The 26,242-nt window shown below is 67.0% G+C and carries 19 protein-coding genes, 1 tRNA gene and 3 pseudogenes; 9 read left to right on the forward strand and 14 right to left on the reverse strand.

All coding sequences use genetic code 11. From position 1 onward, the window contains the following. Nucleotides 1–1,049: 1,049 nt before the first annotated feature. Nucleotides 1,050–1,222, reverse strand: a pseudogene (locus tag AB0F29_RS00915) (SDR family NAD(P)-dependent oxidoreductase); the annotation flags it as partial. Between the two features lie 80 nt (nucleotides 1,223–1,302). Continuing rightward, complete coding sequence (locus AB0F29_RS00920; RefSeq protein ID WP_361866453.1) at nucleotides 1,303–1,971, reverse strand: TetR/AcrR family transcriptional regulator; 669 nt, start codon at nucleotides 1,969–1,971, stop codon at nucleotides 1,303–1,305. A gap of 149 nt (nucleotides 1,972–2,120) precedes the next feature. Here AB0F29_RS00920 and AB0F29_RS00925 point away from each other — a divergent pair, with 149 nt between their 5' ends. The 3 genes and pseudogenes from AB0F29_RS00925 to AB0F29_RS00935 form a co-directional block, all read left to right on the forward strand. Beyond that, the gene (locus tag AB0F29_RS00925) at nucleotides 2,121–3,626 is read left to right on the forward strand and encodes a DHA2 family efflux MFS transporter permease subunit (protein WP_361866455.1); all 1,506 of its coding nucleotides are present in this window, start codon (nucleotides 2,121–2,123) and stop codon (nucleotides 3,624–3,626) included. A gap of 410 nt (nucleotides 3,627–4,036) precedes the next feature. Continuing rightward, nucleotides 4,037–5,620 carry an amidase family protein gene (locus tag AB0F29_RS00930; RefSeq protein ID WP_361866456.1) on the forward strand — a complete coding sequence of 528 codons (1,584 nt, stop codon included), beginning with the start codon at nucleotides 4,037–4,039 and terminating at the stop codon, nucleotides 5,618–5,620. A 139-nt stretch (nucleotides 5,621–5,759) separates the two neighbouring features. Continuing rightward, nucleotides 5,760–6,266, forward strand: a pseudogene (locus AB0F29_RS00935) (tyrosine-type recombinase/integrase); the annotation flags it as partial. Between the two features lie 118 nt (nucleotides 6,267–6,384). Here the strand turns inward: AB0F29_RS00935 and AB0F29_RS00940 are convergent. From AB0F29_RS00940 to AB0F29_RS00950, 3 genes are all read right to left on the reverse strand, one after another. Next, nucleotides 6,385–6,464, reverse strand: a tRNA-OTHER gene (locus AB0F29_RS00940). A 929-nt stretch (nucleotides 6,465–7,393) separates the two neighbouring features. After that, nucleotides 7,394–8,125 carry a hypothetical protein gene (locus AB0F29_RS00945; protein ID WP_361866458.1) on the reverse strand — a complete coding sequence of 244 codons (732 nt, stop codon included), beginning with the start codon at nucleotides 8,123–8,125 and terminating at the stop codon, nucleotides 7,394–7,396. 104 nt (nucleotides 8,126–8,229) lie between these two features. Continuing rightward, nucleotides 8,230–8,463, reverse strand: a complete 234-nt coding sequence (locus tag AB0F29_RS00950; protein WP_361866460.1) for a GntR family transcriptional regulator — start codon at nucleotides 8,461–8,463, stop codon at nucleotides 8,230–8,232. Between the two features lie 103 nt (nucleotides 8,464–8,566). Between AB0F29_RS00950 and AB0F29_RS00955 the strand changes: the two genes are divergently transcribed. Next, a complete protein-coding gene (locus AB0F29_RS00955; RefSeq protein ID WP_361866462.1) occupies nucleotides 8,567–8,788 on the forward strand; it encodes a hypothetical protein in 222 nt (73 codons plus the stop codon). Nucleotides 8,789–8,804: 16 nt separating this feature from the next. Here AB0F29_RS00955 and AB0F29_RS00960 read toward each other — a convergent pair whose 3' ends face one another. Further along, complete coding sequence (locus AB0F29_RS00960; protein ID WP_361866464.1) at nucleotides 8,805–9,029, reverse strand: hypothetical protein; 225 nt, start codon at nucleotides 9,027–9,029, stop codon at nucleotides 8,805–8,807. A gap of 546 nt (nucleotides 9,030–9,575) precedes the next feature. On the opposite strand from AB0F29_RS00960, the gene AB0F29_RS00965 reads away from it, so the two are divergent. From AB0F29_RS00965 to AB0F29_RS00975, 3 genes are all read left to right on the forward strand, one after another. After that, nucleotides 9,576–9,773, forward strand: a complete 198-nt coding sequence (locus AB0F29_RS00965) for a hypothetical protein (protein WP_361866466.1) — start codon at nucleotides 9,576–9,578, stop codon at nucleotides 9,771–9,773. A gap of 464 nt (nucleotides 9,774–10,237) precedes the next feature. Next, the gene (locus AB0F29_RS00970) at nucleotides 10,238–10,540 is read left to right on the forward strand and encodes a hypothetical protein (RefSeq protein ID WP_361866468.1); all 303 of its coding nucleotides are present in this window, start codon (nucleotides 10,238–10,240) and stop codon (nucleotides 10,538–10,540) included. 242 nt (nucleotides 10,541–10,782) lie between these two features. Next, complete coding sequence (locus AB0F29_RS00975) at nucleotides 10,783–11,430, forward strand: helix-turn-helix domain-containing protein (RefSeq protein ID WP_361866470.1); 648 nt, start codon at nucleotides 10,783–10,785, stop codon at nucleotides 11,428–11,430. Here the strand turns inward: AB0F29_RS00975 and AB0F29_RS00980 are convergent. From AB0F29_RS00980 to AB0F29_RS01010, 7 genes and pseudogenes are all read right to left on the reverse strand, one after another. After that, nucleotides 11,364–12,833: an AAA family ATPase gene (locus AB0F29_RS00980; protein ID WP_361866471.1), complete on the reverse strand. Its 1,470-nt coding sequence runs from the start codon at nucleotides 12,831–12,833 to the stop codon at nucleotides 11,364–11,366. The two genes, AB0F29_RS00975 and AB0F29_RS00980, sit on opposite strands and share 67 nt — an antisense overlap. Nucleotides 12,834–13,032: 199 nt before the next feature. Beyond that, on the reverse strand, nucleotides 13,033–18,276 hold the full coding sequence (locus AB0F29_RS00985) for a serine protease (protein WP_361866472.1): 5,244 nt from the start codon (nucleotides 18,274–18,276) through the stop codon (nucleotides 13,033–13,035). A gap of 1 nt (nucleotide 18,277) precedes the next feature. Next, nucleotides 18,278–18,592, reverse strand: coding sequence for a trypco2 family protein (locus AB0F29_RS00990; protein WP_361866473.1), 315 nt, complete (start codon nucleotides 18,590–18,592; stop codon nucleotides 18,278–18,280). Nucleotides 18,593–19,202: 610 nt separating this feature from the next. Beyond that, entirely contained in the window at nucleotides 19,203–19,685 is a 483-nt protein-coding gene (locus AB0F29_RS00995; protein ID WP_361866474.1) for a hypothetical protein, read from the reverse strand. Then, nucleotides 19,682–20,665 (reverse strand): annotated as a pseudogene (locus AB0F29_RS01000) (IS256 family transposase); the annotation flags it as partial. The gene AB0F29_RS00995 and the pseudogene AB0F29_RS01000, both read right to left, overlap by 4 nt. A 4-nt stretch (nucleotides 20,666–20,669) precedes the next feature. Then, nucleotides 20,670–21,005, reverse strand: coding sequence for a hypothetical protein (locus AB0F29_RS01005; RefSeq protein WP_361866475.1), 336 nt, complete (start codon nucleotides 21,003–21,005; stop codon nucleotides 20,670–20,672). A 71-nt stretch (nucleotides 21,006–21,076) separates the two neighbouring features. Beyond that, complete coding sequence (locus AB0F29_RS01010) at nucleotides 21,077–22,165, reverse strand: restriction endonuclease (protein ID WP_361866477.1); 1,089 nt, start codon at nucleotides 22,163–22,165, stop codon at nucleotides 21,077–21,079. 164 nt (nucleotides 22,166–22,329) lie between these two features. On the opposite strand from AB0F29_RS01010, the gene AB0F29_RS01015 reads away from it, so the two are divergent. Next, on the forward strand, nucleotides 22,330–23,439 hold the full coding sequence (locus AB0F29_RS01015) for a hypothetical protein (RefSeq protein WP_361866478.1): 1,110 nt from the start codon (nucleotides 22,330–22,332) through the stop codon (nucleotides 23,437–23,439). A gap of 151 nt (nucleotides 23,440–23,590) precedes the next feature. Next, nucleotides 23,591–25,114 (forward strand): gamma-glutamyltransferase, encoded by a 1,524-nt coding sequence (locus AB0F29_RS01020; RefSeq protein WP_361866479.1) that lies wholly within the window; start codon nucleotides 23,591–23,593, stop codon nucleotides 25,112–25,114. A 563-nt stretch (nucleotides 25,115–25,677) separates the two neighbouring features. On the opposite strand, the gene AB0F29_RS01025 is transcribed toward AB0F29_RS01020, so the two are convergent. Further along, complete coding sequence (locus tag AB0F29_RS01025; RefSeq protein ID WP_361866481.1) at nucleotides 25,678–26,094, reverse strand: GFA family protein; 417 nt, start codon at nucleotides 26,092–26,094, stop codon at nucleotides 25,678–25,680. Between the last annotated feature and the right edge of the window lie 148 nt (nucleotides 26,095–26,242).

A 26,242-nucleotide genomic window follows, 5' to 3' on the forward strand; every position in this document is an offset into this window, starting at 1 on the left:
ATACCCCGCATGGGCGTAGAGGGAACGACGGATATCGGCGTGCAGTAGACCCTGGAGCCGACGAATCAGGCACTGCCCGTGCCCACGGCGGCTTCTGGTCCTCAGTGTGACCGGTGGCGTTTACGTGTTCAACAGCGTCTCTGCGAAGGACTGATATACACCTGTCACGTGGCTCGCGTTCGGGTTGTGTGAAACGTCGGGCCGAAGGGTTTCGGTGCAGGTGGGGCGCTGAGTGCGGCCGGCGGAGCAAGGGACGATCGGTCGATACGGACTGTTCCGGGCGGCGAAAATGAGCTGTTCGCCGTCCTGAATGGCGGAAAGTCGGCACATCATTTTTCGGACACCGGTCATGCGCCATCTCCGCCTCCGCACCGCCCATGAACGAGCGGCCTCGCGGAAGTTGAATACTAGACAGTTCGCCGCCCGGTGAAGGTATAGCGGCAGTAAAGGGGGCGCCAGGAATCTCGTGGCCTGCACACCTATCCCGCGTAAGTCCCGGAAACGGTGGGACGGCCCTGCGCATCTTTTCGTTCTTCACCAAACATCAACGTGTGCAGTGAGTTCTCACCGGGTGTTCACCGGGGCTCGCCGACTCCGCCCGACGCCTCAACGCGACGCCCACCACCTGCCTGGCGAGGGAGAGACGGGGTGCGCCGGGGCTCGGCAGCGGCAAGGGGGAGCATCACGCGGCGTCCGCGTGACCAGCAGTCAGGCGGCCCGACAGCGGCCTGGCCACCCCGCAAGCCGATGTTCGGTGGCTCCTCCGCCATCCCGAACTACCAGCGCGCCCGTGGGCCACGGTTCACCGACCACCACCACGCAGCGCTACCCGCCCCCGGACGTCCACAAGATCACGGTTGGCGGGCAGCGCTCTCTGCCCACGTCAACGTGGTGCGCGCACCGCGCTCACCACCGAGCCCCATCGTCATGACCCGCTGACCCGCTGACCCGCTGACCTGGTCAAGGACGCCGGACCTCCAGCTGGTCCCCCACTGGTCTTCGAAAATGATCAGGGCCGGTTTCGGATTGCTCCGAAACCGGCCCTGATCTACGGACGCCTCGCCGGTCACATCGAGCAGGAGGGAACGGGCGCCGCGCCGATCCGCTCAGCCGCCGCTCGCCCGGGCCGCGGCTCGCGCGCCTCGGCGAGGACGGTGTGGCCCGCCTCGGTCAGGCGTCGGGCGGTCTCGTATCCGAGGCCCTTGTCGGCGCCGGTGACCAGTGTCGTGGTCGTGGCCCCGCCTCTCGTGCCCTTCTCCGAGCCGCTCCTCCGGGCACCCCTGCCCCGGTTGTCCTGAGCTCCTACGGAGACTCCACCGCCCGGGGAGCGTAGGCGCGCAGGAACGTGTCAACCGCGGCCCGCCCCACGGTGCGCAGCTCGGCGTCGGACACCTTGCGCGTGCCCAGTCGGGTGCGCAGCGCCATCGGGCCCGTGAGCAGCGCGAGGAACTGCTCGGCGGCCAGGTCGGGGTCGCTGGTGTGCAGGCGCCCGGAGAGCGCGAAGCGTGCCAGGCGGTCGGCGAGCGAGTCGTGGAGGCGCTGCGCCCCCTCGCCCTGGATGGTCTCCAACAGGTCGGGAAACCTGACCGCTTCAGCGTTGAGGAGCCGGCGCAGCGCCTGCGACTCCGGGCCGCAGTGGTTCTTCAGAATGCGGTGGCCGGCTTCCTCCAGCATGGGGCGCACATCACCGCCACGCTCCCGGAGCTGTTCGAGCGCCGCCAGCCCCGCGCCACTCGTACGGCCGACTGCGGCCAGCATCGCCTCGCGGAACAGCATCTCCTTGTCCCCGAGGTGGTTGTAGATGGTGGGCTTGGCCACGCCCGCCTCGGCTGCGATCTCCCGTACGCAGGATTGTCCGTACCCCTCACGGGCGAACGTCCTGAACGCGGCTTCGAGGATCGCCTGCCGCTTGTCGATGCGCCCGCGCGGCGCCTCGCGTCTGCTCGCGTTTGAGGTCCTGGCTCCGTTCACGCCACCATCGTACCGCGTCAACCCCATATATGAACCCGTTGGTTCAATGTTCTGGGCCGGATGGTTGCGCTTGGCTTTGACGGGTCGTTATGTTGAACCGCCTGGTTCAACAAGTGTTCTTGTGTCGCTCTCAACGGAGTTGGAAAGTGATGTCTCAAGTCAGAGATGACCGACTGGATCCCGGGCTGTTACGGCTCATCGGGGTAACCCTGCTGGGCGGGATCATGGGGATCCTCGACAGCACGATGGTCACCGTTGCGGCCGATACCTTCGCCGAGGAGTTCAACGCCTCGCTGAGTTCCATCAGTTGGGCGACAACCGGATACCTGCTGGCGCTCACGGTCACCATCCCCATCACGAGCTGGGCGGTCGGCCGGTTCGGCGTCAGGAAGCTCTGGCTGTTCGGACTGGTGCTGTTCCTGGTCGGCTCGCTCGCCTCGGCGCTCGCCTGGAACGTGGAGAGCCTGGTCGCCTTCCGGGTCGTCCAGGGTGTGGGCGCCGGCGTCGTCGACCCGCTGGTCCTGGTGATCCTGGCCCGTGCGGCGGGCCCCAGCCGGGCGGGGCGCGTGATGGGCATGATGGGTGTGGTCCTGTCGCTCGGGCCGGTCCTCGGGCCCGTGCTGGGCGGGGTTGTGCTCGAATCCATGGGCTGGCGCTGGATGTTCTACATCAACCTGCCCATCGGGATCGTCGCGGTCCTGCTCGCACTGCGGGTGATTCCGGCCGGCCCGCCCGTCACGCGTGGATCCGGGCCTCGTCTCGACATCGTCGGCGCCCTGCTGATAGCTCCCGGCCTCGCGGCGATCCTGCTCGCCCTCACGGAGGCGGGCGAGCGCGCCCGGTTCGCCGCGCCCTCCGTGTTCATCCCACTGGTCCTGGGCGGCGCGCTGCTCGTCGGGTACGTGATCCACGCGCTGCGTGCCCGCCGGACCGAACCGATGATCGACATCCGGCTGTTCAGCAGCCGCAGCTTCGCCGCGAGCGTGACCGTACAGGGGCTCGTCGGACTGGCCACGTTCGCCGTCCTGTTCGCCCTGCCGCTCTACTACCAGGTGCTGCACGGACACGGCGCTCGCGCGGCCGGACTGCTGGTGGCGCCGCTGGGCCTGGGATCGGCGCTCGCGATGCCTCTCGCCGGACGCCTCAGCGACCGGCTGGGAGCGCGCGATCTCGTACGCGGCGGAGCGGTCGTGGCGGCGCTCTCCTCGGTCGGCCTCACCCGTATCGGCGCTGACAGCGGTGAGGTGTGGTCCGTGCTGGCCGCGTTCGCCGTCGGCCTGGGCCTGGGCGGCGTCGGCGCGCCGACCATGGGTTCGCTGTACCGGACGCTACCGCCGGAGAAGGTGCCACAGGGCAGTTCCGTCGTCTACAACCTCAACCAGTTGGGCGGCGCGCTCGGGGTCGCGTGTGTCGCCCTGATCCTGGCTGCCGCCGGAAAGGGCGCTGCGGCCGGCGACGCCGCCGCAATCGGTGGTTTCCAGGGCGCATACTGGTTCGTTTTCGCCGTCACCCTGGTGATTCTGGCCGCCTCTCCGCTGCTGCCCGGCCGCCCCGAGCCCCGACCGCGGCGCAGGCCTGCGCGTCGTCCGCCGACGGCTCCGCCAAGGCGCGCCAATAACGGCCTACAGGTGACGAAGCGGAACGCAGGACGGTAGGCGTGTTTCGTTCGCGCGGGCGACCGCGAGGAAGGCGTGTCCCCGCCGAGCCCCACTGCCCTGCAGCGGCCCGGGTCCGCGTGTCCAGGAGCGCGGGATGTACAGCCCCGGCCCACCGGGATCGACCTTGCCACGCGCATGACATTTGTTTCGTTCCCTTCGTGCGCGCCGGGTCCACCCAGGTGAACGTACGACGTTACCGATGGGGCAACCCCACATGCGAAGGTCCAGACCGACGCCTGTAGGTCTGGGCCTTAGCGAAGGAGTGGAACCCGTCAAGAGGGAGCGCCGCCCGCCCGGACTGCGAACTCCGTTCCACGCACGGGGCCTTGGGACATACGGCCGGATGCGTCGGGGCTGGCGGCGAGGCATGCTTGTGCCGCACGAGCCCCGTGTAGTGGGGTGTCCGCATGAAGATGAGAAGCATGGCGGCCCTGACCGCGATCCTGGTCGTGGCCCCGTTCGCAGCGATGGCGCCCGGTCCTCAGGCAGTCGCCCAGAACAGCCCCGGCGGCTCGGCGCGATCCGCCGAATCGACGATGGTCGGCGGCATCGACCTCGACACCGTCACCATCCCCGAACTGCAGGCCCGTATGGCCCGCGGGTCGCTGTCCTCGGTCCGGCTGACCTCCGCCTATCTGCAGCGGATCAAGGCCGTCGACCCCAAGATCAACGCCGTCCTGCAAACCAGCCCGACGGCCCTGGGGCAGGCGGCGGCCAGCGACATCAGGCACCGTCTCGGCCGGACGCGCAGTCCACTGGACGGCATCCCCGTCCTGCTCAAGGACAATGTGGACACCCGAGACATGCCGACGACCGCCGGCTCCCTGGCCCTGGCGGGGAAGCCGCCGCGGTCCGACGCCGAACTCGTGGCGAAGTTGCGGGCGGGCGGCGCGGTGATACTCGGCAAGGCCAACCTCTCCGAGTGGGCCAACTTCCGTGCCGCGAGGCCAACTTCCGGCTGGTCGGCGGTGGGCGGCCAGACGCACAACCCGTACGTCCTGGACCGCAACCCGTGCGGCTCGTCCGCCGGCTCGGCCGCCGCCCTCGCCGCCTCGCTGGCGCAGGTGGCAATCGGCACCGAGACGGACGGCTCCATCGTCTGCCCCGCCGGGATGAACGCCGTCGTCGGCCTCAAGCCGAGCCTCGGCATGGTCAGCCAGGCGGGCGTCGTGCCGATCTCGGCCGAACAGGACACCGCCGGCCCCATGGCCCGTAACGTCATCGACACCGCGCTCACCCTGTCGGTCATCGGCGGCGCCGCCACGACCCCGGACCTCGCGGAGGCGGCGGCCCGCCCCGGCTCACTGCGCGGCAAGCGGATCGGCCTGTGGCGGCTGCCGGTGCTCGGCACCGAGGTGGACGCCCTCATGACGCGCACCGCCGAGCGACTGCGGGGCGCGGGCGCCGAGGTCGTCGAAGTGGACCTCCCATACCAGGACCGGCTGACCGAACTCGAATTCCCGGCCCTGCTCAGCGAGTTCCACCGGGACATCGACGCCTACCTCGCCACCCGGAAGGGCCCGCGCGACCTCGCCGAACTGATCGAGTTCAACCGGACGCACCCGCAGGAGCAGGCCTGCTTCGCCGGCCAGGAGCTGTTCGAACAGGCCCTTGTCGCGCCGGCCACCACGGACCCGGGGTACCGGGCGATGCGCGCGGAGCTGGCGGACCTGTCCCGCCGCTCCATCGACGAGGTCATGGCCGAGCACGGCCTGGACGCGATCGCCTCCCCGGCGAACCCGCCCGCGTGGACGACGGACTGCGCGCGCGGCGACAACGACGTGATCCCGTCGTCCACGCCCGCCGCCGTGGCCGGCTACCCCTCACTGTCGGTGCCCGCCGGCTTCGTGGGCGAACTGCCGGTGGGCCTGCTCCTCATGGCGGGCAATGGCCAGGACGCAGACCTGCTGACCCTGGGCGCGGCCGTTGAGCACCGCCTGGACGGCCGCCAGGCGCCCCGCTACCTGCCGACGCTCCCGGCCGCCGGCTGAAACCCCGGCGACGGCACCGGACCCCAGCGGCCCGGTGCCGTCGCCGCACCCGGGCGAACTTGAGCGCGTACGCACGTTCGACTGAGTGGCGCAGCCCATAGGGGTCTCGGCGGCTGTCGACGACCATCGGTCCATCTACCGCGTCGGAGGCATCGACACCACCCAGTGGATCTGGACCGTGCGGCGTCAGACCACACCCGCGCCCGGCGGGCTGACCGACAAGGGCACCAAGGGCAAGCGGGCCCGCAAGGTGCCCATCGTCGAGGAGATCCGCCCCCTCGTCGCCCAGCGCATCCTGTCCACCGGCCCCAACCCGGACGCCCGCCTGTTCACGGGACCGCGAGGCGGACGCATCTCCACCGCCGTCCTGCGCGACGCCACACACGGGGACGAGGTGGTCACCAAGCTCGGCTACGAACATCTGCGCCGCCATGACCTCCGGCACACCGCACTGACCTGGTTCGCCCACGCCGGGGTCCACGTCCATGTCCTCCGCAGGATCGCCGGCCACGGTTCACTGACCACCGCCCAGCGCTACCTTCACCCGGACGTCCACAAGATCATGGCCGCCGGGACGGCGCTCCCTGCCCACTTCAACGTGCTGCGCGCACCACGCTCACTGCCGAGCCCGATCGTCATGACCCGCTGCCCCGCTGACCCGCTGCCCCGGTCAAGGACGCCGGACCTCCAGCTGGCCCCCAAAAATGATCAAGGGTCGGTTTCGGATTGCTCCGAAACCGACCCTGATCTACGACTGTCTCCAGTCGGGACGACAGGATTTGAACCTGCGACCCCTTGACCCCCAGGAGTAGGGTTCATCCCTTTTGTCTGAACATACGTCCAGAAATCAGGGGGCACAGCGTGTGGTGACGTGCGTGCCGTTCAGGTGCGCGGACACCGTCTGGTCCCCAACTGGTCCCCATGGGGCGTGTCCGTGACACGCACGTCCAAGGGTCACCGCCGGGTCAAGAGGCTGGCTCGCCTGGGCCTGTCACGGCATGACACCTGGCAGCCTTGCGCTGAGCTCGCAGATGGTGTCCCAGCATTGCCAGGAATCACTGCTGCACCACTGCTCCTCAGAGACCAGCTGCCAGGCCGCCAGTTCACCCAAGTGAGTGATCACCGTGGAGGTGTCGCTGTCAGGCGCTGCGCTCTTGCCGCGAGTCGCCGTTCAATGTCGTGCAATCGGCGAGCCGCCCGGTATTAGGACAGCTGAAATTCGGTGAGTCTGCGTATGGCGCAGCCACCACACTTGCTGCACCAGTCGAAGTCGGTGTGAGCCATGAGGTCGGTGACGGTGAGGAGGTCACCGCCGGCCACAACTGCGCGTTCGTGGGTGCCCGGCATCGCGCCGAGGTGTAGAGCTGGACCGCGGCCAAGGGACCCAGGGGAGGCCGCTGTCGCTTCGCCACCGATCGCTGCCGGGCTACCGGAAAGGCGCGAGGCGGATGCGGTCTCTTGTAAGCAGGCCGTGCTATACCGCCACCGGCAGGCCGCTCGGCATCCATGTTGCGCAGGTTGTGGGCGCCCCGCGCCAGGACAAGCTGGCGCATGCTCTGAGCCACAGAAAAGAGGGGCCGTGAGGCACGAGGCAAGGCCCCGTGAGGCACGGAGGCTGGCCCCCGGGCAGTGGTCAGGGCCACCGCCGCTCGCGCGGACGCCGCCGAGCCCGCGCGAACGCCCGCCCCCTGTTCCCTGGCTGCCTGCTCCTGTGCCTGGCCGTGCTCACGGCCCTCAAGGTGCTCTAAAACGCCGGGGTGCTGTCCGAGAAGGCTAGCCGGACGAACCGTCCAGCCCGATCTCCTTGGGCTGATCGCCCTGGAGTGGACGGTCAACCACCGGCTCAGGGTTCACCTCCATGCCCAGCGCCTTCATGGCAGCAGCTGCGTTGAGGTGATCCCTTGCTTCCGGGTCTCCCACACGGTCGATGAAGGTCATCGCCACTACGTTATTGCGATCGAAGTCGATCTTGTTCGCATTACTCTCAGCCGCCTTGGCCAGGTTGACCATGGTGCGCTTCGAGTGGAGCGCCAGCTTGCCGCCACCGCCCGTCAGCAACGCTCCCGTCAAGCCCGTCACGAGTGGTACGTAAGTGCGATCAGGTTTTCCGGCGTACACCAGCGCCATAGCTGCCGCTGTCAGAATAATTAACGCGCCGCCCGACATAAACCCCACGCTCAGGCGGAAGGTCCACTCGGACTGCTTAAGCGTGTGGTTCAAAAATTCGAAGTGAAAGTCCTGCCGCTTTTCGGCGAGACCTTTGGGCTGAGTAGTCGCCTCTCCGATCTCAACGCCATGACTTTGGTCGATGCAGACAGCGTGGACATAGTCGACCCGTTCGACCCTCTGCTCACCCCGGGGCTGACTTACGACTCGCCACAGGTTCGCAGCTACGACCTTGCCCACCTCGCGAACTACCTGCTCGCCGATGATGACCGCGATCTCGGCGGCGATCCCGCCGTTCAGGGGGTTAAGGAAGCTCCCCCCACTCACCTTCCCTGCCATTGCTCGTGCCCCGTTCGCGTCGCGTGACACTGCGTCAACGCACTTCAGGTTAGCGCCAGGAGCCGACCACTTCAGACGAAAGCGGAACCGTGCAGGAGGGTCTTCTACTTGTCGGCGACGAGGGTGCCCATGCCCAGCCCGGTGCGGACGACGCCGGTCGTGCGCAAATGTGACAACGCCTTCTGCGCGGTCGACGCGGCGATGTTGAACTCGGCGCTCAGCTCGACGATGCCCGGCACGCGGCTGCCCGGCGGATAGGTACCGTCGGCCACGCGCACCTCGATGATCGCGGCCACCTGCCGCCAGATCGGACGGCTTCGATCAAGATCCTCAGTCACCCTCTGACCGTAAGAGCACGCCGTTAGCCGCGCTTCCGCAGTAACAAGCGATAGCGCGACATCGCGATACCCGCTGGTCAGGACGACGAAGGGACGGGAAGCCATGCACGAAAAGCCACAGACGATGTTGAGCCACGGAACATTGCCGTATCCGGCCGGCACTCTGGTTGAAGACACGATCTCGGAGCGCACGGGCCACCTGGTCGGCGTGATCGAGGAGCGCACCAAAGACAGCGGCCGGGTGGTCAGCCGCCACGCGTTCATGCGCCCCGTGGCCGGGGGGGGCTGGAGTGGGGTGTGCCCTTGGAGCGCATCAAGCCTGTGACCGAGGCGGACAAGGCTTAGGCACTCCCCCGGGCGATGGCGTCCCGGACGAGGTCTCCCCACCCCAGGTCGGCGGCCACCCGCACCGCATCCTTCGCCACCGCTGTGTCGCGGACGATGCGGCGCACAGGGTGGCCGCCGACCCCGGCCTGAATGATCAACGGCTTGAGCTTGGCGTCATGCCCTGGAGCGAACTTGCTCTGGGTCGTCGCGGCGCACCCGGTGGCCTTGAGTTGCCACACCTTGTCGCCGTTGGCCGTTGACCTCCTCGCGCACCGGGACCTCGAACGAGTAACTACCTTACACACAAGCAGCGTTGGGGTTCTGTGTAGTCATAGCAAAATCACAAGTGTGGAGTGCGCGGTTCTGCACAACATCAACCTGAATGACCAAATGCTGTCCCGAACAGACGATGAAGCAGATGAGCGCCAGCCCAACCCCACGGTCTAGGAGAACAGTTGCTTCTATGCCAGCCCTGTGGTCCTGCGCTAAAATGAGAACATCGAGAGGCCGGGATGCCTTCTGGACGTGGAGAGGGTCAGCGGGATGCTGACTTCAGACGTGCCGCACTCGTAGGCTTGCGGGACCCTTCTCGGTCCGGCACACGCCAAGTCGCATCGAGAAGACGGCGCGCTGCTTCACTCGCCCCAACAGACTGACCTGTTCAGTCTGCCCGAGAACATTTGCGCGTTCGTGTGTCAACGCAGGTGTCTCGGTTTGAACCGAAGGGTTCGGACCGAGGCTGCCTGCGCACCCGATCCGACCCATGACAGGGAAGGTCAGGATCGGTGGACGACACCGCCATCATCACCATTCTCGCCGTCGCTGGCGTGGCCTCAGTGTTCCTCATCGCGATCAAGGCGCTCTTGGACCAGCTCCCCGACGTCATCGACTCGGCCGGACGCGCTCGCGACTCATGGCAGCGCTTCAAGAAGCCCGATGCGCCGCCTCCGGCGGACGACGAGGAGCCGCCCGTCGCGACGTAGGACACCCGATCGTCTTCGCCCCGCACCTGCTCCATTAGGTGTGGGGCTGCGGCGTTTCAGCAGGCCAGAGACTAAGTAACCGTTATCGGGCGGCATTTCGGGCTCATGCGCTATGCTTCTCAAAGTACTTGCGCCTGCGGTGGGAGCTGCGACTTCCTGTCAGGTGCTTGGCAATGTTCACGCTTGCCACCTCTGTGATCCGCATCGGATATGCGGGGAGTTCCAGGGGACGGCGACCTGTCGGGCTGCCTGTTGGTGTGGGTTTTCTAACGCGCGAACTCCAGCCATCCGACGCCAGGTCGGCATGGCTGCGCGGATTTGTCTACGTCTTATTGATGTTCTAAGCGTGTCTTATTTTCGGTCGAACAAGAGCTTCGACCACCTGAGATACCCGGCGATGCGTCGGAAGCAGGGCTTCTCAGTTCAGCCACTTCACTGTGGCCGAGCTGACGAATGCCCTGAGCATGAGCCCTGCCTCGGTCACCGAACCGAAAGGTACCGAGACGTTGGACGGGGCCATGATTCTCGCCATCCTCGCCGTCTTCGGCGTGTTGTCGATCATGCTGTACGCCCTCAAGGGCTTCCTCGATCAGCTGCCCGAATTCTTCGCGTCGCTCCGGCGCGCCTGGGAGGCGTGGCAGGACCTCAAGCGAGCCCGGCGGGAAGCGCGCGAGCGGGAAGCGGCCCAGCGGGAAGCGGCTCGCCGCAGAGCGGCCCGGCGGGAAGCAGCAGAGCGGCAGGGATCGCAGTCCCAGCCCGCCGCATAGGTCGTCCCGGGCTCCGGCAGTACTACGAGCGCACGAGACTCTGCCCCGGCCTCCCAGACCCGGCAGGCACGCGAGAGGCCCCCGGAGGTCTTGGGCTCTAACGGTCCTCGCAACACCCGCAATCTGTGGGAGTTGCGAGGACCGTGGTCGTTGGACGCGATGATGTTGCGAGGCTGAGGGTGCGTTTCCTTGTCTGGCTGGATGTTTCTGGGAACGTGACCGTGGTGGCCCGGGAGCTGGGGGTGAACCGGAACACCGCCTTCGGCTGGGCCCGGAAGTCCGGGCGGAGTTCGGTGCGTCTGCCGCGCCGGCATCCCGGGCGGGACGAGTACGAGCGGCTTCGGGCCGCCGGTGTCGCCCGCCGGGCAGCGGCCCGGCAGGTCGGCGTGAACGAGCGCACGGCCAAGGACTGGGATTGGGGCGTCAAGAAGAGCCGCACCACGCGCACCTATGCCGACGGGCGCCGTGTCGACTACACCACCGGGACCGTCACGATGGGCGGCGTGACCACGGCACCGGTGGGCCTGACGGCCCTGGAGAAGCAGCTTCACCCGCGGTTCCTGACGCTCGCCGAGCGCGAGAAGATCCGCGACCTCCGCGCGGCGGGTCAGTCGCTGAGGGCGATCGGACGGGCCCTGGGACGGTCGGCGAGCACGGTCAAGCGGGAGACCGACGCGAACGCGGTCCGCGAGGGCTACCAGCCCTGCGCCGCCCACCGCGCCGCCGCCGCGCGCAGGCCCCGGCCCAAGAAGCGCAAGCTGCTGCGCGAGGGACGGCTGCGCCGCTTCGTCCAGGACCAACTGCGCAGAAAGAGCGGCGCAAGCTACCGTCTGTCACCCACCTCCTTGCGGACGAAGTCGACGACTACGTCGAAGTCACCCGCCTGGTGAGCAGCCGCGTATGTCCGGCACGCAACGCTGATTACTGCGACCTCGTCCAGCATGAGACGCGCCGCAACTGTCTGGGCGTAGTCGTGGTGATCGGCTACGCCGGCAAGCACCTCGTCGAGGTCGATCGAGTACGGCACATCGGCGAAGTGGCTCTTGACTGCGGCGTGCGCGAAGACCTCTTTCTCCGGCGGCTCGGTACCAGGCAGCGTCCGGACGCCGCCGGTCCCGTCGTGCGGCATGTCTCCGTCGCTGAGCCCAACGGCGCGCACCTGCGCTTCACGCAGCAGCTTCACCGCCTTTGGGATCTCCTGACCGCCTCCGATGGTGAGGAACGAGCAGCCGGTGAGAAGGTCGGGGTCGACGGTGCGGAAGATCTCAATGGCGAGATGGCGCGCGAACTCATCCTCTACGCAAACGGTGATACCTCCCGGGATACGACCTTCCCTCTGGAGGTGCGAGTCGATCTGATAGGTACTGAGTCCGTGCGTGGCCGTCACGTCTCCCGTGGGCGTGCGTCGAAGATAGACGACCGAATCGCGGCCTAGCTGTCCGAGGATCGCAGAGCTGTGCGTGGTGATAATGATCTGGTGCCCACGTCGCAGGGCCACCTCGATGAAGTACTTGGCGAGGCGGACCTGAGCGTCGCCGTGCAAGGAGGTCTCGGGCTCTTCCAGGATGATGAGGCTCTTGGGCGGCGCTGTCTCCATGGCGTGCACCATGTAGAGCACTCGCCCCTCCCCGGTACCCATGTGGTTCTCGGAGTAGCGTCGGCCCCCGCGACCCGCCATCGCGAGCGTCGCCGTCTTCTGCGTGGTCAGCACTTCGGTGAAACTCAGGTGCTCGTAGGGGACCGCCAAGATCCGCCCGACGTGTTTGGCAGCCGTCGCGTCGAGCGGATTCGCCTCTCCCAGCTCCAGACTGGACCCACCGTAGATGGACAGATCTCGCTTCTCAACCTTCGGGATGAACTGCGTGAAGCCGCGGTAATAGGTGGCTCGCTCAGGCTGCCGCTTGTAGCCGGACCACTCTTTCACGGCCCGCGTCACCGTGACCTGTTGAAAACCCAATTCGCTGTCCGCGGCATAGAGATACTGCACCTGGGCGCCGGTGGTGAAGGGTTTGGGATCGGCGACAGATACCGGGAAAAAGTAGGCCACATAGTATCGGTTCCAGGGGTGGTCAGTCGGCTGGCGGAATGCAGCTGCCGCGAGCTGCACTACCGTACTCTTCCCGGTGCCGTTCAGACCCGAGATGGCCGTGACGGGTGACTTGAACTCCAGATTCAGGTCCGCCACTCCGCGAAAGCCCTGGACTCGCATCCCCAACAGCATCGGGCCGAACGTCGGGTATCGCGCCTTCTCGAACTTCGTACCAAGCTTTCGGACCCTGTCATCATGGCTCATCTACACATCATCCCTGCCACTGCCAAGCCTGTTACTGAAAAGCCCAGTTCGCAGGCCAACCTCCGGGCGACAGATGGATCAAGTTGCCTACGCGACGGCATCCAAGAGTAGGTCGTCGCTCTGCCGAGCCATCACGAGGCGATGAGCCGGGACTAGCACTGACCAGTTGCAGGTACACCGACACGCGAACCGGCTCCGTCTAGCCTCGGTCGGCATGCCCGATCGCCTCGGCCACGCCGTAGGACCCCAACAACAGCAGCTGGTCCAGCAGGTCGAGAATCTCGGACCGGCGCGCAGCCGCACCGGCCTGGACATGGGCGCGGACCAGCAACTCACCGATCTGGTGAGCGTCTGCCGCCGCATGCGTCGACAAGTCGGCGGAGGCAGGACCGAACACCTCGATAAATCGCCTCACACACGCCAATACCAGGTCGTCAACCCGGTCCGGAGCGTGCTCGAGTGTGATCAGCAATTGGGCCAGGGCCGGCTGGAAAGCAGGGGAGTCAATCAGTCCGGTCAGGGTCGGACGGAAGGGCCCCAATCGTTGGCCCCTGAGCGCGACCGCGACAGTAGCTGCGGCTTCGCGCACGTTCTCCCGCGGGTCGTGGAAGAACCGGACCAGCGCGTGGTGAGCCAGCGGCGCGTCACCGGCATTCACCAGCCTCTGAGCACATACATCTGCGGCTCCTTGCCTCTGCTCTCCGTCGTCCCCCGCGAGAACCTCCCCCAGCAGATCCGGCATCTCCCACTCCATCGCTGCCAGCGCCGCGACCTGTCCACCTACCCGGCCAACCGCTGCCACTGAGGAGTGCAGCATCCGCTCCATGACCGGTCTGCCCGCCATCGGGTTCCCGTGGCACAACGCCACTACAAGGCGTATCACGTGCGGTGAAGCAAGAAGTTGGTCGGGAGCCATCGCGAGCACTGTGAAGGCATCGACCACCGCAGGGCGGTCGTGGCGCGTAGCGGCGTGCAGAAGATGTGCGACGCACGCCCGGACGGAAAGCGAGGAGTCGGCCGCCAGTCGGCTCAGGTGAGGCACGACCAAGGCGGCTCGCGTCCCGTTTGCGTCACGAATGAGCAGGTCACCAAGACTCTCGGCCGCGCTGCCTCGAATGGTGTTGAGCCCTGCGTTGAGCAGATCGCGCTCCACATCTCCTTCGTCGTCGCCGGTCACGTGACCGGCATCGTCGGCGTCGAGAACGCGGTCCAGGAGCAGCTCCACCAGGTCGAGAGGTACGCAGCTGAGGTACTTCCGCAGCGCCCACCCCAGCCAGCGGTCGTGCTCCAGTTTGCCCTGGCTCGCAAGATGGCGAACCGCCGCGAAAACGGTCTCCGTGTCGCTCTGCGGCTCGGAGTCACCGAGGCCGCGGAGCAGCGATGCTCCGTAGGCTGGGTGCATCTCGGCATCCATCCGCAGGGCAAGCCGGGCGAACCGAGCGGGGGCCGCTGCCGTCATGCTCTGCAGTACGTGGGACTGCTCGCGGGCGCCGCCCGTGAGGGTGCTCCACTCGGTGCGGTCATGGCTGTGTCTCTTCATCGCGCGCAACCACTGGTCATCGCTCATGTGCTGTGCGGCTTCCGACGAGATCGGCGGTCCGATGAACCCGCCCGTAATGCCCTTCGGCTCGTCCGGCTCCCGCATATCGCCGTGTCGTCTGCGGAGTTCCCCGAGCCGGCGCAGGGCCCGCTCGGAGAGCCGCTTCTCGGGAAGTGCCGACAGCAAGGTGAACTCGTGCCAGGGCGAGAGCTCCTCGTTCGGGGGGAGTCGCAGGTGAAGGAGAGCCTCCTCCAGCCGACGGAGGGTGACGGTGGGCAGGACTTCGCCTACCGCTCGGAGAACCTCGCGTGCGCCCCACACCACGTTGGCCCCGAAGCTGCACAGGAGGCGGTGTCTGCCCTGGAGGAGGATCTCGGCCGACCAGGGGGCGAGGGCGGGGCCGGCGCCGATCAGCGCTTGGTAGAGGAGCCACTGCGCCGCGTCGTACTGCGCGCTCGCAAGCCCTTCCACGAGCCCCCGCGCGCGAGCGTGATCCCGGCTCGCCACTATCCGCACCGCTGTCTCCGCCCCCTGGAATAGCGCATCCCCCAAAGTGCTGGGTCTGTCATTGGGGTAGCGGAACGCGAAGTGCTTGTCGAAGACCGGCCACCCGTCGCGTGGCGCATTCGCAGTGGTGCTCATGACCTCCAGCAGGAAGGACAGCGCCCAGGCACAGAAATCCTCAGGGGCGCCCGCAGCGGAGGCCGCCACTATGTGGACGGCCGTCTGATCCCGGCTGAGCAGGATGGCCACCCTGCCCTGATCATCGAGCTTGAGCCCTTCGGGGCGATCCGTCAGCAGGGCACCGAGCAATTCGACGGCCCAACCGGGTTGTTCGGTAGCGAGGTCGCCCACCGAGCTCCAGAGGCCGTGTTCCTGGCCGGTGAAGAGTCCGGCTCGTACGCCCCCGATCAGGAGGTCGAAGAGCGGTCGGGATTCCGAGACGCGAGCGAAAAGAACGAGCCGCCCCAACCACGAGCGGTACTGCGGGTCCGCGGTGTACGGCCGCAGGAGGCGGGCTATCCGGTCCGGGAAGGTCCGAGCCGCTCCGACCATCATCCGTAGCCCCCAGCCGCGTTCATCAGCATCGGTGCTACTCAACCAGTTCTCAATCACTGCCTCGTCGTCCGCGCGGCGGAACCATGCGGCGTTGCCGATCGCATTCACGAGATGGCTCTGGAAGGAAGGACGGGTGTCCAGCACCCGTGCTACGGCCTCCCATTCCGCGACGGTAGGGGCTTCCAGGCCCCGGAGCAGCGCTAGGGTCACGTCTTTGAGGTGGTAGCGGATCTCGTGGCTGGTCAGCAGCGCCTCGACCTCCTCGGCAAACCGCTCCGGCTCCAGATCCCGCAGATGATCGAGGACCTGCCGAATCTGTCCACGACGGAAAAGCTCCTGCTTCCCGCCTGTCAAGAAGGCAACCAAAGTCTCGTCGCGCCGAAGCCAGTCGCGCGCGAAAGCATAGTCGAAGAAACTCTCATGAAAAAAGGCCAGTTGTCGGCCGTCTCGCACACAGACGTGCTCCGAGACCAGCACATCCCCACTCGCGGCGAGGTCGTTCGCGTCGAGCACGCTGTGCGGCACAGAGAGCTGCTGGCGTGTGCTCATGGCCGCCACGACAGCAGAAACTGCTTCATGGAAGCGCATAGCTGGCTGACGACGCGTGCAGTCCCTCCGCTTGGCGTCCCAGAAGGCATCGAAGAGCTGTCTGGTGGTACGGAAGGAGAGAGCCTCGGCCTCGCCTGCAACATGCGCCAGAAGGACCAGGCTCAGCGGCGACCGCAGCAATGCCCTCTGAGACGCGGTCACTTGAGTGACGTTGAGACCCATGCCACTGACTGCCGCGTCGACCTGAGCGTCGGAGAGCCGCCCGACACTGACGAGTGCGCACTGCTCCGGTTCGGTGAGTTGCCGGATACGGGGGTCAGCCTGGACGTCGAACGCCCGGCACACCAGGACGATGCGCATGGCAGGGTGGGCCGCCGCCTCGCCCACGAGGTCGGCCACTGCCTCGAACGTGTCCGGGATGCGTCCCGACGCGAGGCTGACGGCGTCGAGCTGGTCCACAATCAGGACACACGGCCGACCGGCCGCCACGGCACCAAGGGCGCTGACCGGGGACATCGGCAGGCCGATGCGCTGGCCCATCTCATGGGTCGAGGCGAAGGGCTCCAGCCGGTCGAGACGGAACGCAAGCACCGGAGTGTCTCGCTCCTCGAGCGCGATGAACGCCTGGTGCAGCACAGCGCTCTTTCCGCCGCCGGCGGCGCCCGTTAGGAGGGTAAGCTGCTTGGTGCCTGTCGTGACCTGTTCTACAAGCTGTTCGACCTCCTCTCGGGGGATCGTAGGCCGAAGCAGGTCACGCTCGACACTCGCCGCCCACCGTCTGGTCGCCCCGCTCACCGCGTCGGTTACTACATGCCCGTCCACTCGGCTAACCCGCCGCAGCCCGTACTCGGCCAGCAGGGCGGCTAGGGCCTGCGCGTCAAGGGTGGTTCCCAAATTCTTGAGCAGGAGGTCTCCGAGCCGCAGAGCCGTCAATCGACCTGACGCCCCGGCAACGACCTGCTCAGCCAGGGCTGCATTGATGTTGATGACGTCCCGCTCATCCAGCCACTCAATCCAAAGTCCCCTCAGCATGCGCCATGTCGTCTCGGGTGAACCGTAGATATCAGGTGCGGCAAGGCCATCGAAGGGACCGTGAAGTTCGTCCGTCAACCCCTCAGCCTGGAAGCCGGCGAAGTCGCTGGCGCGACGAGCGCGGTCAGCGAGCTCCGCAAGCGGACGGGCCGGTACCGGGGAGACAAAGCAGAAGTCGCGGCCCGCGTCAACGTGGTCCCGCAGGTGCCTCCAGATCCCCTTATCGCGGAGGGAGGCCACGTTCCAGCTGTTCGCATTATCGGTCTGGTGCTGAACGTGGTGCACCTCGATCCCACCGCCGTGGCGGTAGACGAATTGGAAGCCGTCGCCCGCGACACTAGGCTTCAATGTGAGCGATGTCCCCTGGCCCAGGAGCACGTACAGGGCATGCCTGATCGTCCAGGCTCCCTCGTACCGGTTGCCGAACTTGTCCAGCTCACCTCCCGACCGAGGAGCCCCCACCAGGTCGGCAAGGCTGGGCTCGCAGCCGAGGTCACGCTCCAGACCTCGCGCGCGACCGGTGTTGACGGACAGATCCACCAACAATGGCGCAAGCAGCTTCTTCAGTCCGTGCTCAGAGATCGACCCCGCCTCCGGTTGGGACGCGCCGATTGTATTCAGCTCAGGAGGCCGACCGGAGTGCCTCACGAGGTGGGACACGAAGTCGCCATCCTCGGCGAAGGAATGCACAGGCAGGGCGATCAGACGACGGGCTCCGAAGGAGCGCTCTTCCTGGGTCACGACTCCGACTAGGTGGCCACCGCAAAAGATCGCGGCCCCCGAGGCGCCGCCCCAGGCATTCTTGCCATCGGTCCGTGGAACGGGCGCGGGGCCCTGATCAAGGACGTACCGGCCCGTGGAACCTGAAAGAGGCGGCAGCTCACCGCGCAGGTGCTCCGGATCCCGAGTCTCCCCCTTGGCGGCCCAAGGGTAGCCAAGCCCCTCATACGGCAGCGGCACCGTGCCCGTCGGCTGGCCCCAGCGGACGGAACCAGGCACATCGATCTCCTGGTCGATGCACAGCAGGGCGACATCAAGACCGTCCGAGTGTGCCCAGAGCAGCTGTGCGGGAACCCGCGTCATCTCGCCGCCACTATGGTGGCCGATGCGTACGGTGATGGTCGGCCAGAGCGTTCTGTTAGACCGGTCCTCCAGCACATGGCGGGCGGTCAACACCAAACGTGGGGCGATCAGATAGCCGGATCCCACGCCTCGGGGCTGTTCGTCTCCGCTTCGGATCAGCGCCAGTCTGGCCGGATCCACGTCACCCCTCGTCCCACGAACCGGTTTCCGCATCGCTGATCTCGGGGCTCGCGCCACCGAGGGCCCGGTCCTTGACCGACAGCCTCAGCGTCAACTTGTGGGTGCGCACGGTAGAGTGCTCGCCGCCCGCACCGACGCTGACCACGCCGAAGGAGAGCTTGCCGTCACCCTTGGCCGACTTGCGCAGTTCGAGTTGCAGCTCCAGCTGCGCCTCTTCGACGCCGAAGGCAAACTGCTGATTGCCGCCGAGCCTCTGCGCCTCGTACAGCTCCTGCCGCAGCTCTTCAATAGCCGCAACCAGACCGATCGTCGCCACCCTCGTCCGCCCCTGGTGAGAAAAACAGTAGTTCATCGATACGTTACAACGCTCTGGGCACCTCTAGCCTGGTTCAAGAAATCCAGGCCATCTCTGGAAGTTCGCCAACAAAGTACGCGCCGCCCAATACCAGGGGTTCGTCCTCGGGCTGATAGTAAACGTGAGAAGCCGGACCGCCCTCGAAGTCCTCAACGCGGCGGTGAACGCGGAACGACCTCCAGACCCTCGACCCCGAAGCATGATCCGCCGGACAGTGCCCAGGTGCATCGGTCGTGCCGAAGATCCGGAGCGTTCCTGGACGGCGCCTATGGTGTGAGCCTTCAGTACCACCGTCCGCTGGTCAAGCATGATGCGGCTGCTGTACCAGAGCAGACGAAGAATCTGCTAGAGGTCTCCGGAGCCAGCGTCCTTGGCGCGCAGACAAGGGAAAATCGCTGGTCACGGACTCTCTAGCGGTCGTGGTGGTCGCGTGTGGTCGCACGCTGAGAATGTCAGGCCCTTCTCTGCCTCGTGGAGGCGATCGCCATGCGTACCAGCGCCGACCGAGGCCGCATCTACCGCCGCTGCGGCTGCAGCAGGGCGGAGTAATTGTCAATACCTGTGGATCAGGTCAGTCGCGGTGGTGTCGCTGATGCAGTCGGCGGCTGGCGTCAGCGCGGACGCGCCGGGTTCTTCCGGTCTCGGCGAGCAGTCTGAGGACGGCGGGTGAGGGCAGGGTCTCGACGACCTTGCGCTGGAACCAGTCGGATCCGGCGGTGACTTCCTCCGAGCCCCACGGCTCGCCCGCCGTGATTGACCGCAGCAGAGTCCATTCGTGCAGACGGCGGACGAGGAACTTCCGCTCCGCGCTGATCTCGGCCATCGCTCGGGACCAGGCGGTGAACCCATCGTCGGTCAGCAACTGCGCCGCGCGACGGTCGACGTGGCGGACAATGGCCGACTGCGCCATCGTCGTGTCCGGGTCGCGCAAGACTCTGGTCACCAGATCGGCTTCGTCGTCGTCACCTGCGACCGCCAGCTCGTGCAGGTAGCGGGCGAATCGCTGGTGCTCGTCCTCGGCGGAACGATCGTAGGCCCCGTTGAGGCTGTTCACGCGGCGGCCTGCTCGGAGCGTTCAACGAGGTGGCCGCGTTCGAAGCGGCCGGCGCGGACGAGGGCGACGAGGTGGGGAGCGTTCACGGCCCGCCAGCGGGCCTGGGCGGACTCGATCAACTTGAAGACCATGGCCAGGCCAGCAGCCCGGGAGCCGGCGCCCTTGGTGACCTTGGTCCGCAGTCGCACGGTGGCGAAGGTCGACTCGATCGGGTTGGTGGTCCGCAGGTGGATCCAGTGTTCGGCGGGGAAGTCGAAGAACGCCAGGAGCTCGTCCTCGTCGTCGGTGATCCGCTTGACGACCTTGGGATATTCTGCGCCGTAGGCCCGCTCGAAGTCGCGGACCGCCCTGGCCGCGTGCTCCTTGTCCTCGGCGTTGTAGATCTCCTGGACGGCGCGCTTGGCCGCTGGCTGCGCGGATTTCGGGAGCGCGTCGAGCACGTTGGCGGTTTTGTGCACCCAGCACCTTTGATGACGGGTCTCGGGGAACACCTCGTTCAGGGCGTTCCAGAAGCCGAGCGCGCCGTCGCCGACGGCCAGGACCGGGGCACGCATGCCCCGGCGGGCGCAGTCCCGCAGCAGCCCGGCCCATGCCTCGGAGGATTCGCGGTAGCCGTCGGTCATCGCGATCAGTTCCTTCGTGCCGTCGGCGCGAACGCCCATCAGCACCAGGACCGCGGCTTTCGCCTCCTCCAGGCGGATGCGCAGGTGAACACCGTCGGCCCACACGTAGACGTAGTCCGTGGCGGACAGGTCACGGTCCTGGAACGCGGTGTGGTCGGCCTGCCACTGGGTGGTGAGCCGGGTCACGGTGGCTGGTGACAGGCCGGCCGCGGAGCCGAGGAACTGCTCGAGCGCGGGCACGAAGTCGCCCGACGACAGGCCGTGGAGATAGAGCAATGGCAGGACCTCGCTGATCTTCGGGGACTTCCTGCACCACGGCGGCAGGATCGCCGAGGAGAACCGCTGGCGTTCCCCCGTCGCGTCATCGGTGCGCCACGAGGGTGAAATGGTCAAGTCCGAGCGTTGTCGTCAGCTCGTAGTCGTGCTCGATGCGCCACCGTAGCTTCGCGATCCGGACCAGATCCTGAGCCGGGATGTCGGTCGGCAGGTTGGAAACCCGGTACTTGACCGGCTCGTTCTCCCCTTCTAGCCATTGAGCGATCAACCACCGCAGTGCGGCACCGTCCAGGGTGGGTTTCGGGCGGTGGCCGGCGAGGCGGACACGCACGAACACGCAGCGAGCGGACATCGCTGGTTTGGAGCCCTTGCGCCAGGCGACCGTGACCGCTCGTGCACGTCCGGCGGCCAGGACGTGCACGCGCAGGCTGACCGATCGGGTCCGGTAGCGGGGCAGACCCCCGGCCCTGGTGCACTTCGTGGCTCAGGTAGTCAGGGGCCGGCGCTTCGAAGGCCGACTGCCCGCAGGTCTTCTTCGTCCGATCTGTACGGGTAGGAGTGGCCGTGGTCAAGGCTCTTCTGGAGGAGCGCCCCTTGTTCCTTGTCGGCGTGGAAGACCGATCGGGCAGCGCATTCCTCGCACTTCTCGCACGTGAGGAATGGTCCTAGCGGGTGCAGTCCTTGGTCGCGATCGGCCAGGTACAGGATGGGCGCGATCCGATCGGGTCCGGTGTACCTAATTCTCTCAGTGGGGACCACCGGATGGTCTCCCATCAGCCGCCGCAGGGTGACGATGTCGGACTGTTCATGGCGGTCCCACACCACCTGGGTCACTTCGAGCAACTGAAGGTCAGCGAGGAAGAGCGCTCGGTCGATGAGCAGGCGCAGGCTGCTGTGGGCCTCGTCGAGCTTGGCGGCAGAGACCGCAGGCACGTGTGTACGACCGTGGGCGTCGCCGTTCCGCTTGATGTTCAGACTCTGGCACGCCTCCTGAGCCTCGTCATCCGCGAGGAGGGCCGCGAGATCGTGGAGGGGGTGCTCTGGAGGCAGGTCGGACACGCCCGCTGCTTCCCCGATCTGCTCCAGGACCCGCTTCCAGTCCCCGAAGCCGGGGCCACCAATGCCGCCCGCGATCTTCCGTTTGAGGGTCCCCATTGCCTTGAAGCTGATACCGGCTTCGTGCGCGAGGGCGACAGTGGCCAACGCGCTGTATCCAAGCAGTGTTTCCGCAGCCTCAAGAACTGCTGAGTACTCCTTCCCCTCGTCGTCCTGGCCGCCAGCGGTTTTCTGCGCCTCGACGTTCCGCCACCGCAGCGCGATCGGATAGGGGTACCGCGTACGAATGATGAAGCCTGGATCGTCCAGTTGAGCGGCAGCGAGCGATCGGAGACGAGTTACCTGGCCTGCTTCGATGATGCGCCGCCTGGCTCCCTCCGAGCCGGTGCTCCGGTCGTCGAAGACTGAATTTGCCAGCCTTCCGGCCTCTGCCGCCCACCCTCCCAAGCGTTGCTCGGCAACGGACAGGTCGGTCAGCGCCGCAGACAGCGCCCGGTCATCGTTCGGCAACTCCAACTTCTTCAACTCGGACAGTCTGAGGTGTTGTTGAAGCGATCCGACTGCGAGAGAACCGACAACGTTGGAGCGCAGGAACGCGAGGACCAGCCGGGCATGGTCTGCCGTCAAGGGCTCGGCGGGCCGCAGTACAAGAATCCTTCGAGCGGCTGCGCACCGTCTTCGCATATGGCGTGCTGTGCTACGACGTGTACACCATGGTCGGCGACCAGGCACTCCTCATCTACGAGCAGGCGTTGCGCGACCGCTTCATGGAATGGTGCGCCGGCACCATCACTTTCCGTGTCCCTCAGGCCCCGGACGTCTCCCACATCGTCACGTCGTACGACGACATCAAGAAACGCGCAGACGCGATGAAGGGCCAACGCGCGAAGCTGGTCGTCGCCACCCACGCCATCGAGTTCAACGGAATGCTGTACGGGCTCCGCCTGTGGGCGCGTGCGGCGGGGCTGCTCCGCGGGCGGCGCAGCCGCGCAGTCGAAGACGCGCTGGCCAAGCTGCGCAACTACGTTGCCCACCCCTCCGGCCACCACGTAGATACCCCCGTCGAGGCGGCCCGGACTGTGCGGGATCTGGCGGAGCTGATCAACCAGCTGTGGGGGCAGGCCACTCCCGGTGGACGCCTGTACCCGGCACCCCTGCACCGGGAGATCGCTGTGCTGAGCTGGAACGGTTCCGGGCGGGTGAGGATGGAGCCTGCCGACGCACTCACCTTCCCCGAGCCGGTAGAAGAACACGAGGACGACGAGTACCAGCACGTAGTGGTGCGGGCCATCCCCTTCGTACCAGGAAGTCGCTGGGATGACGCTCACTGGGCAGAGTTCGACACCCGCTACGAGACCACGCGGTTCCCGACGGATTACCTGTGGGGGCCGGGCACCCGGGAGCAAGCTCGGACGTGGCTGGAGCAGGAGCGCCCCGAGGGGGACAGCGTCGACTTCACCGACCGAGTGTTCCTGGTCCAGGACCACGAACGCCTGCTGCCGCCGATGCGGCCGGCGGTAGCGGCCGGGCTGCCCGACGACGAACGCGTCGGGGTCTGGCATGCCGTGCGGGCCGACTTTCCCGACGACGCCTTCGCGCACGTCCGAGGCTCCGGAGATCGCAGCGCCGGTCACGCCCGCCGCCCCGGTGACTGTACTGCCTGTTCTGCTGAAGTCCTTGGCTCCGGCTCCTATGACGAAGCCCTTAGCGCTGCAGCAGCCGCTCTCGGACCGATCCAGGCGGTACGGCCGCCCTCCGTCCGGCTCCCGGTGTCGACTTTTTGGCCTGACCGGCCGTGAGCAGTGCAACGCGAGGAGGCGGGTGGCAAGCCAACAACACCGGTCGCCATCGGACATGGCCGCGTCTGCGCGATGCCGACGGGAGTCAAGCAAATCGGCGGCCCGCTGCCCGGCGTCCGGGAGGGTCCAGGCTCGTGCCAGAGTGATCCTCATGATCCCCGCGCACATCGCCGACGAGTCGCCGCTCACCTACGCCGACAGCTTCGACGTACCGGTCCTGTTCCGTAACGGACCTGCGAACAAGCCCAAGAGGCAGTGGCGCACGGCGAAGCACGAGGCGTGGAGCGCGTCGGACGGGTTCCCGGCAGCCGACGGCTGGTACGCCCCGACCACCACGTGGCGGGAGATCATCAAGGCCGCAACCGAGGTCGGCCGTGACGTCACCCCGCATCTGCAGAACCAGCCCCGGTACGCGCATGGGGAACTCGTCGCCCGGGTCTCCCCGCTGTACGCCTACCTGGGTGCCCACCCCGTTACGCCCCGGCATCCCGTACCGGGCGCAAAGGGCCGGCGCCTGACCCTGAACCCGGTGTACGAGCACGGCACCGAGCGCACTGCGAAGAACGCCGCTGCCTACCGGCTGGGCATGACGATGACTGAGTGGGCGTGCCGCTCCCTGTTGGGCCTCGGACAGACTCACCACCTCGAACTCGGCGGCCCCATCCCCGCCCTGAGCGGCACGTTCAAGGACCCGAAGAGGACGCTGCCCGACCTGTGGGGACGGCACGAGGCGGAAGAGATGTACTGGCTGATCGAGGCCAAGGGCGGCAGCGTCGGCGTCGGCACGCTCCGCAAAGGGTGGGCGCAATTGGAGGCCGGCAGCAGGATTCTCGGCTCCTACAAGCACCGCATCGTCCTGGTCGGGGCGTCCGTCCGGCCCGGAGACGACCTCTTCCTCACGATCGACCATGACCTGCACCCCGGCGAGCCGCCCCTTCCCCCTGCCGGATCCGGCGCTGACGACGCAGCGGTCGGCCCCGGCAACCTCGAAGACCACCTCGGGGACAGCGACGACGCGCTCATCGGCGCAGCCCGTGCCCAGATGCTCGCCTATCTGGCGCTGCGCTCCGCTCCCGCCTCTCAGTTGCGCACGGTGCCGGTGCCGGCCGACCGCGCTTCCCGCCACCGGCGTTCCGGGCTGACCACCCCCTTGGAAAACGACGACCTCACCCTCGCCATGCGGGCGGACGCCCGCGGAGCGGCGCTCCACATCGAGTCGCACACCCTGCGCGCCCAGATCCGCTCCTGGGGACTCGACGACTTCCTCACCTGCCGCATCCCTGGAACCGAGGTCCACCTCGGCATGTCCAGAAAGCTGTTCGCCGCCTGCGCACGCCTCCATGAAGAAGATCTCGCCATCGCCCAGCGCACCCCGGGACTGCGCGCCGAGGATCAGCCGGCCCTCGACCACGGGCTCAGCGACGAAGCCCAGGAAGCGCAACGGCTCACCCAGCGACGGATCTTCCGTGAGCAGCAGGAAGAAGCCCGCCCACTGCTGCGCCCCCTGCTCCGCGACGCCTACGAGCGGGGAGCGACGAGCGACTGGAGCGACCTGCTGCGCCGTCCCCAGGAGCCGAAGCTCGATCTGGAGGGCGACGAGGGTCTCCTCGAAGCGGCCACGCCGGAAACGTACCTGGCCGTCAGCCGCTACGACCTGCCTCCCGCCCGCACCTAGTCCGGCCCGGGCGGCGTCCGGGGTGAGTGCCAGGCCATGGAGATGTGACTGAGCGACCCTCACGGGTACGCCGGCGGGTTCCATGGTTGGAACCAGCGGTGGGTGATCAAGCCGGTGCATCTGTGGGTGTCTGCCGTGTGGATGGGCACCGGCCGTGGCGCACCAGCGTGGACGTGCTCCCCGACCAGGATGTCCTCGACACCATCGGGTAGGGGGCCGGCTCGGGCGATGGCGACTGCTTGGCAGCGCAGCATTACCCGGCCGGCCCGTGGTCTAGCAGGCTTCGGCAGTTCCGCCCACGGGCCTGAAGAAGGCAACGACGGCCCTGCGCAGCTGCGTAGCCAACTTGCGGGCGTCGCGTAGGTGACCGCGTGCTGCTTCGGCTTCCCTGTACGTCTTGGTCACCCCGCGCAGCGTTCTCGTCACCTTCTCGCTGAACTGGGCGAGACGCTCGAGAAGCTCGATGCATGAGGACACGATGGAGGGGCGGGGTTCTGTAGCCATGCGATCAGTCTTATCGCCCGGTGGGCGTCTTGTCCGGGCATTGCGCTCAGCGGAGACCGTCATGTCCGGCGCTGCGGGTCGGGCGCGAGCGTAATGGCCATCCAAGGTGCCGCCTCCGCGCGGTAGCTGTGTCCGACCGGGGCCAGTTCAGCGCTGCGGGAGAGACTGAAGATCGCAACCATGATCATGTCCGAGCCGTCCGCGACGGAGGTGAGCTGGGTGCGGCAGCGCTGGCAGGACCCTCGATGAAGCGTCGGCCAGGTGGAGAAGTACGTCGGCTCACCTACCGGGCCCGTCCACTTCAGAGCGTCCCTATGGAATCCGACCCACGCCATCGCCGGCGCACCGGACAGTCGCGTGCAGTGCTCGCACGAACACAAGTGGGGGTCGTTCGGATTACCGGACGCCTCGTACGCGTGGTCGCCACACTGGCAGTGCCCGGTCCATAGGTCGGGGACGATGATCGACTCGGCCATGGGTGGCTCCTCTGGTGCGAGAACTCTGATTTCCCGCGGCAGCTTGCCGCACCTCTGCACGCTCGTGCTGGCGTTCGGTCTTGCCCGACACCAAAGAGGCGGCAAGTCCACCCCTGACGGTGAACGCGCGTACGACTCTCCACGGTTC

The organism is Streptomyces sp. NPDC026589 (assembly GCF_040638385.1).
GTDB lineage: Bacteria > Actinomycetota > Actinomycetes > Streptomycetales > Streptomycetaceae > Streptomyces.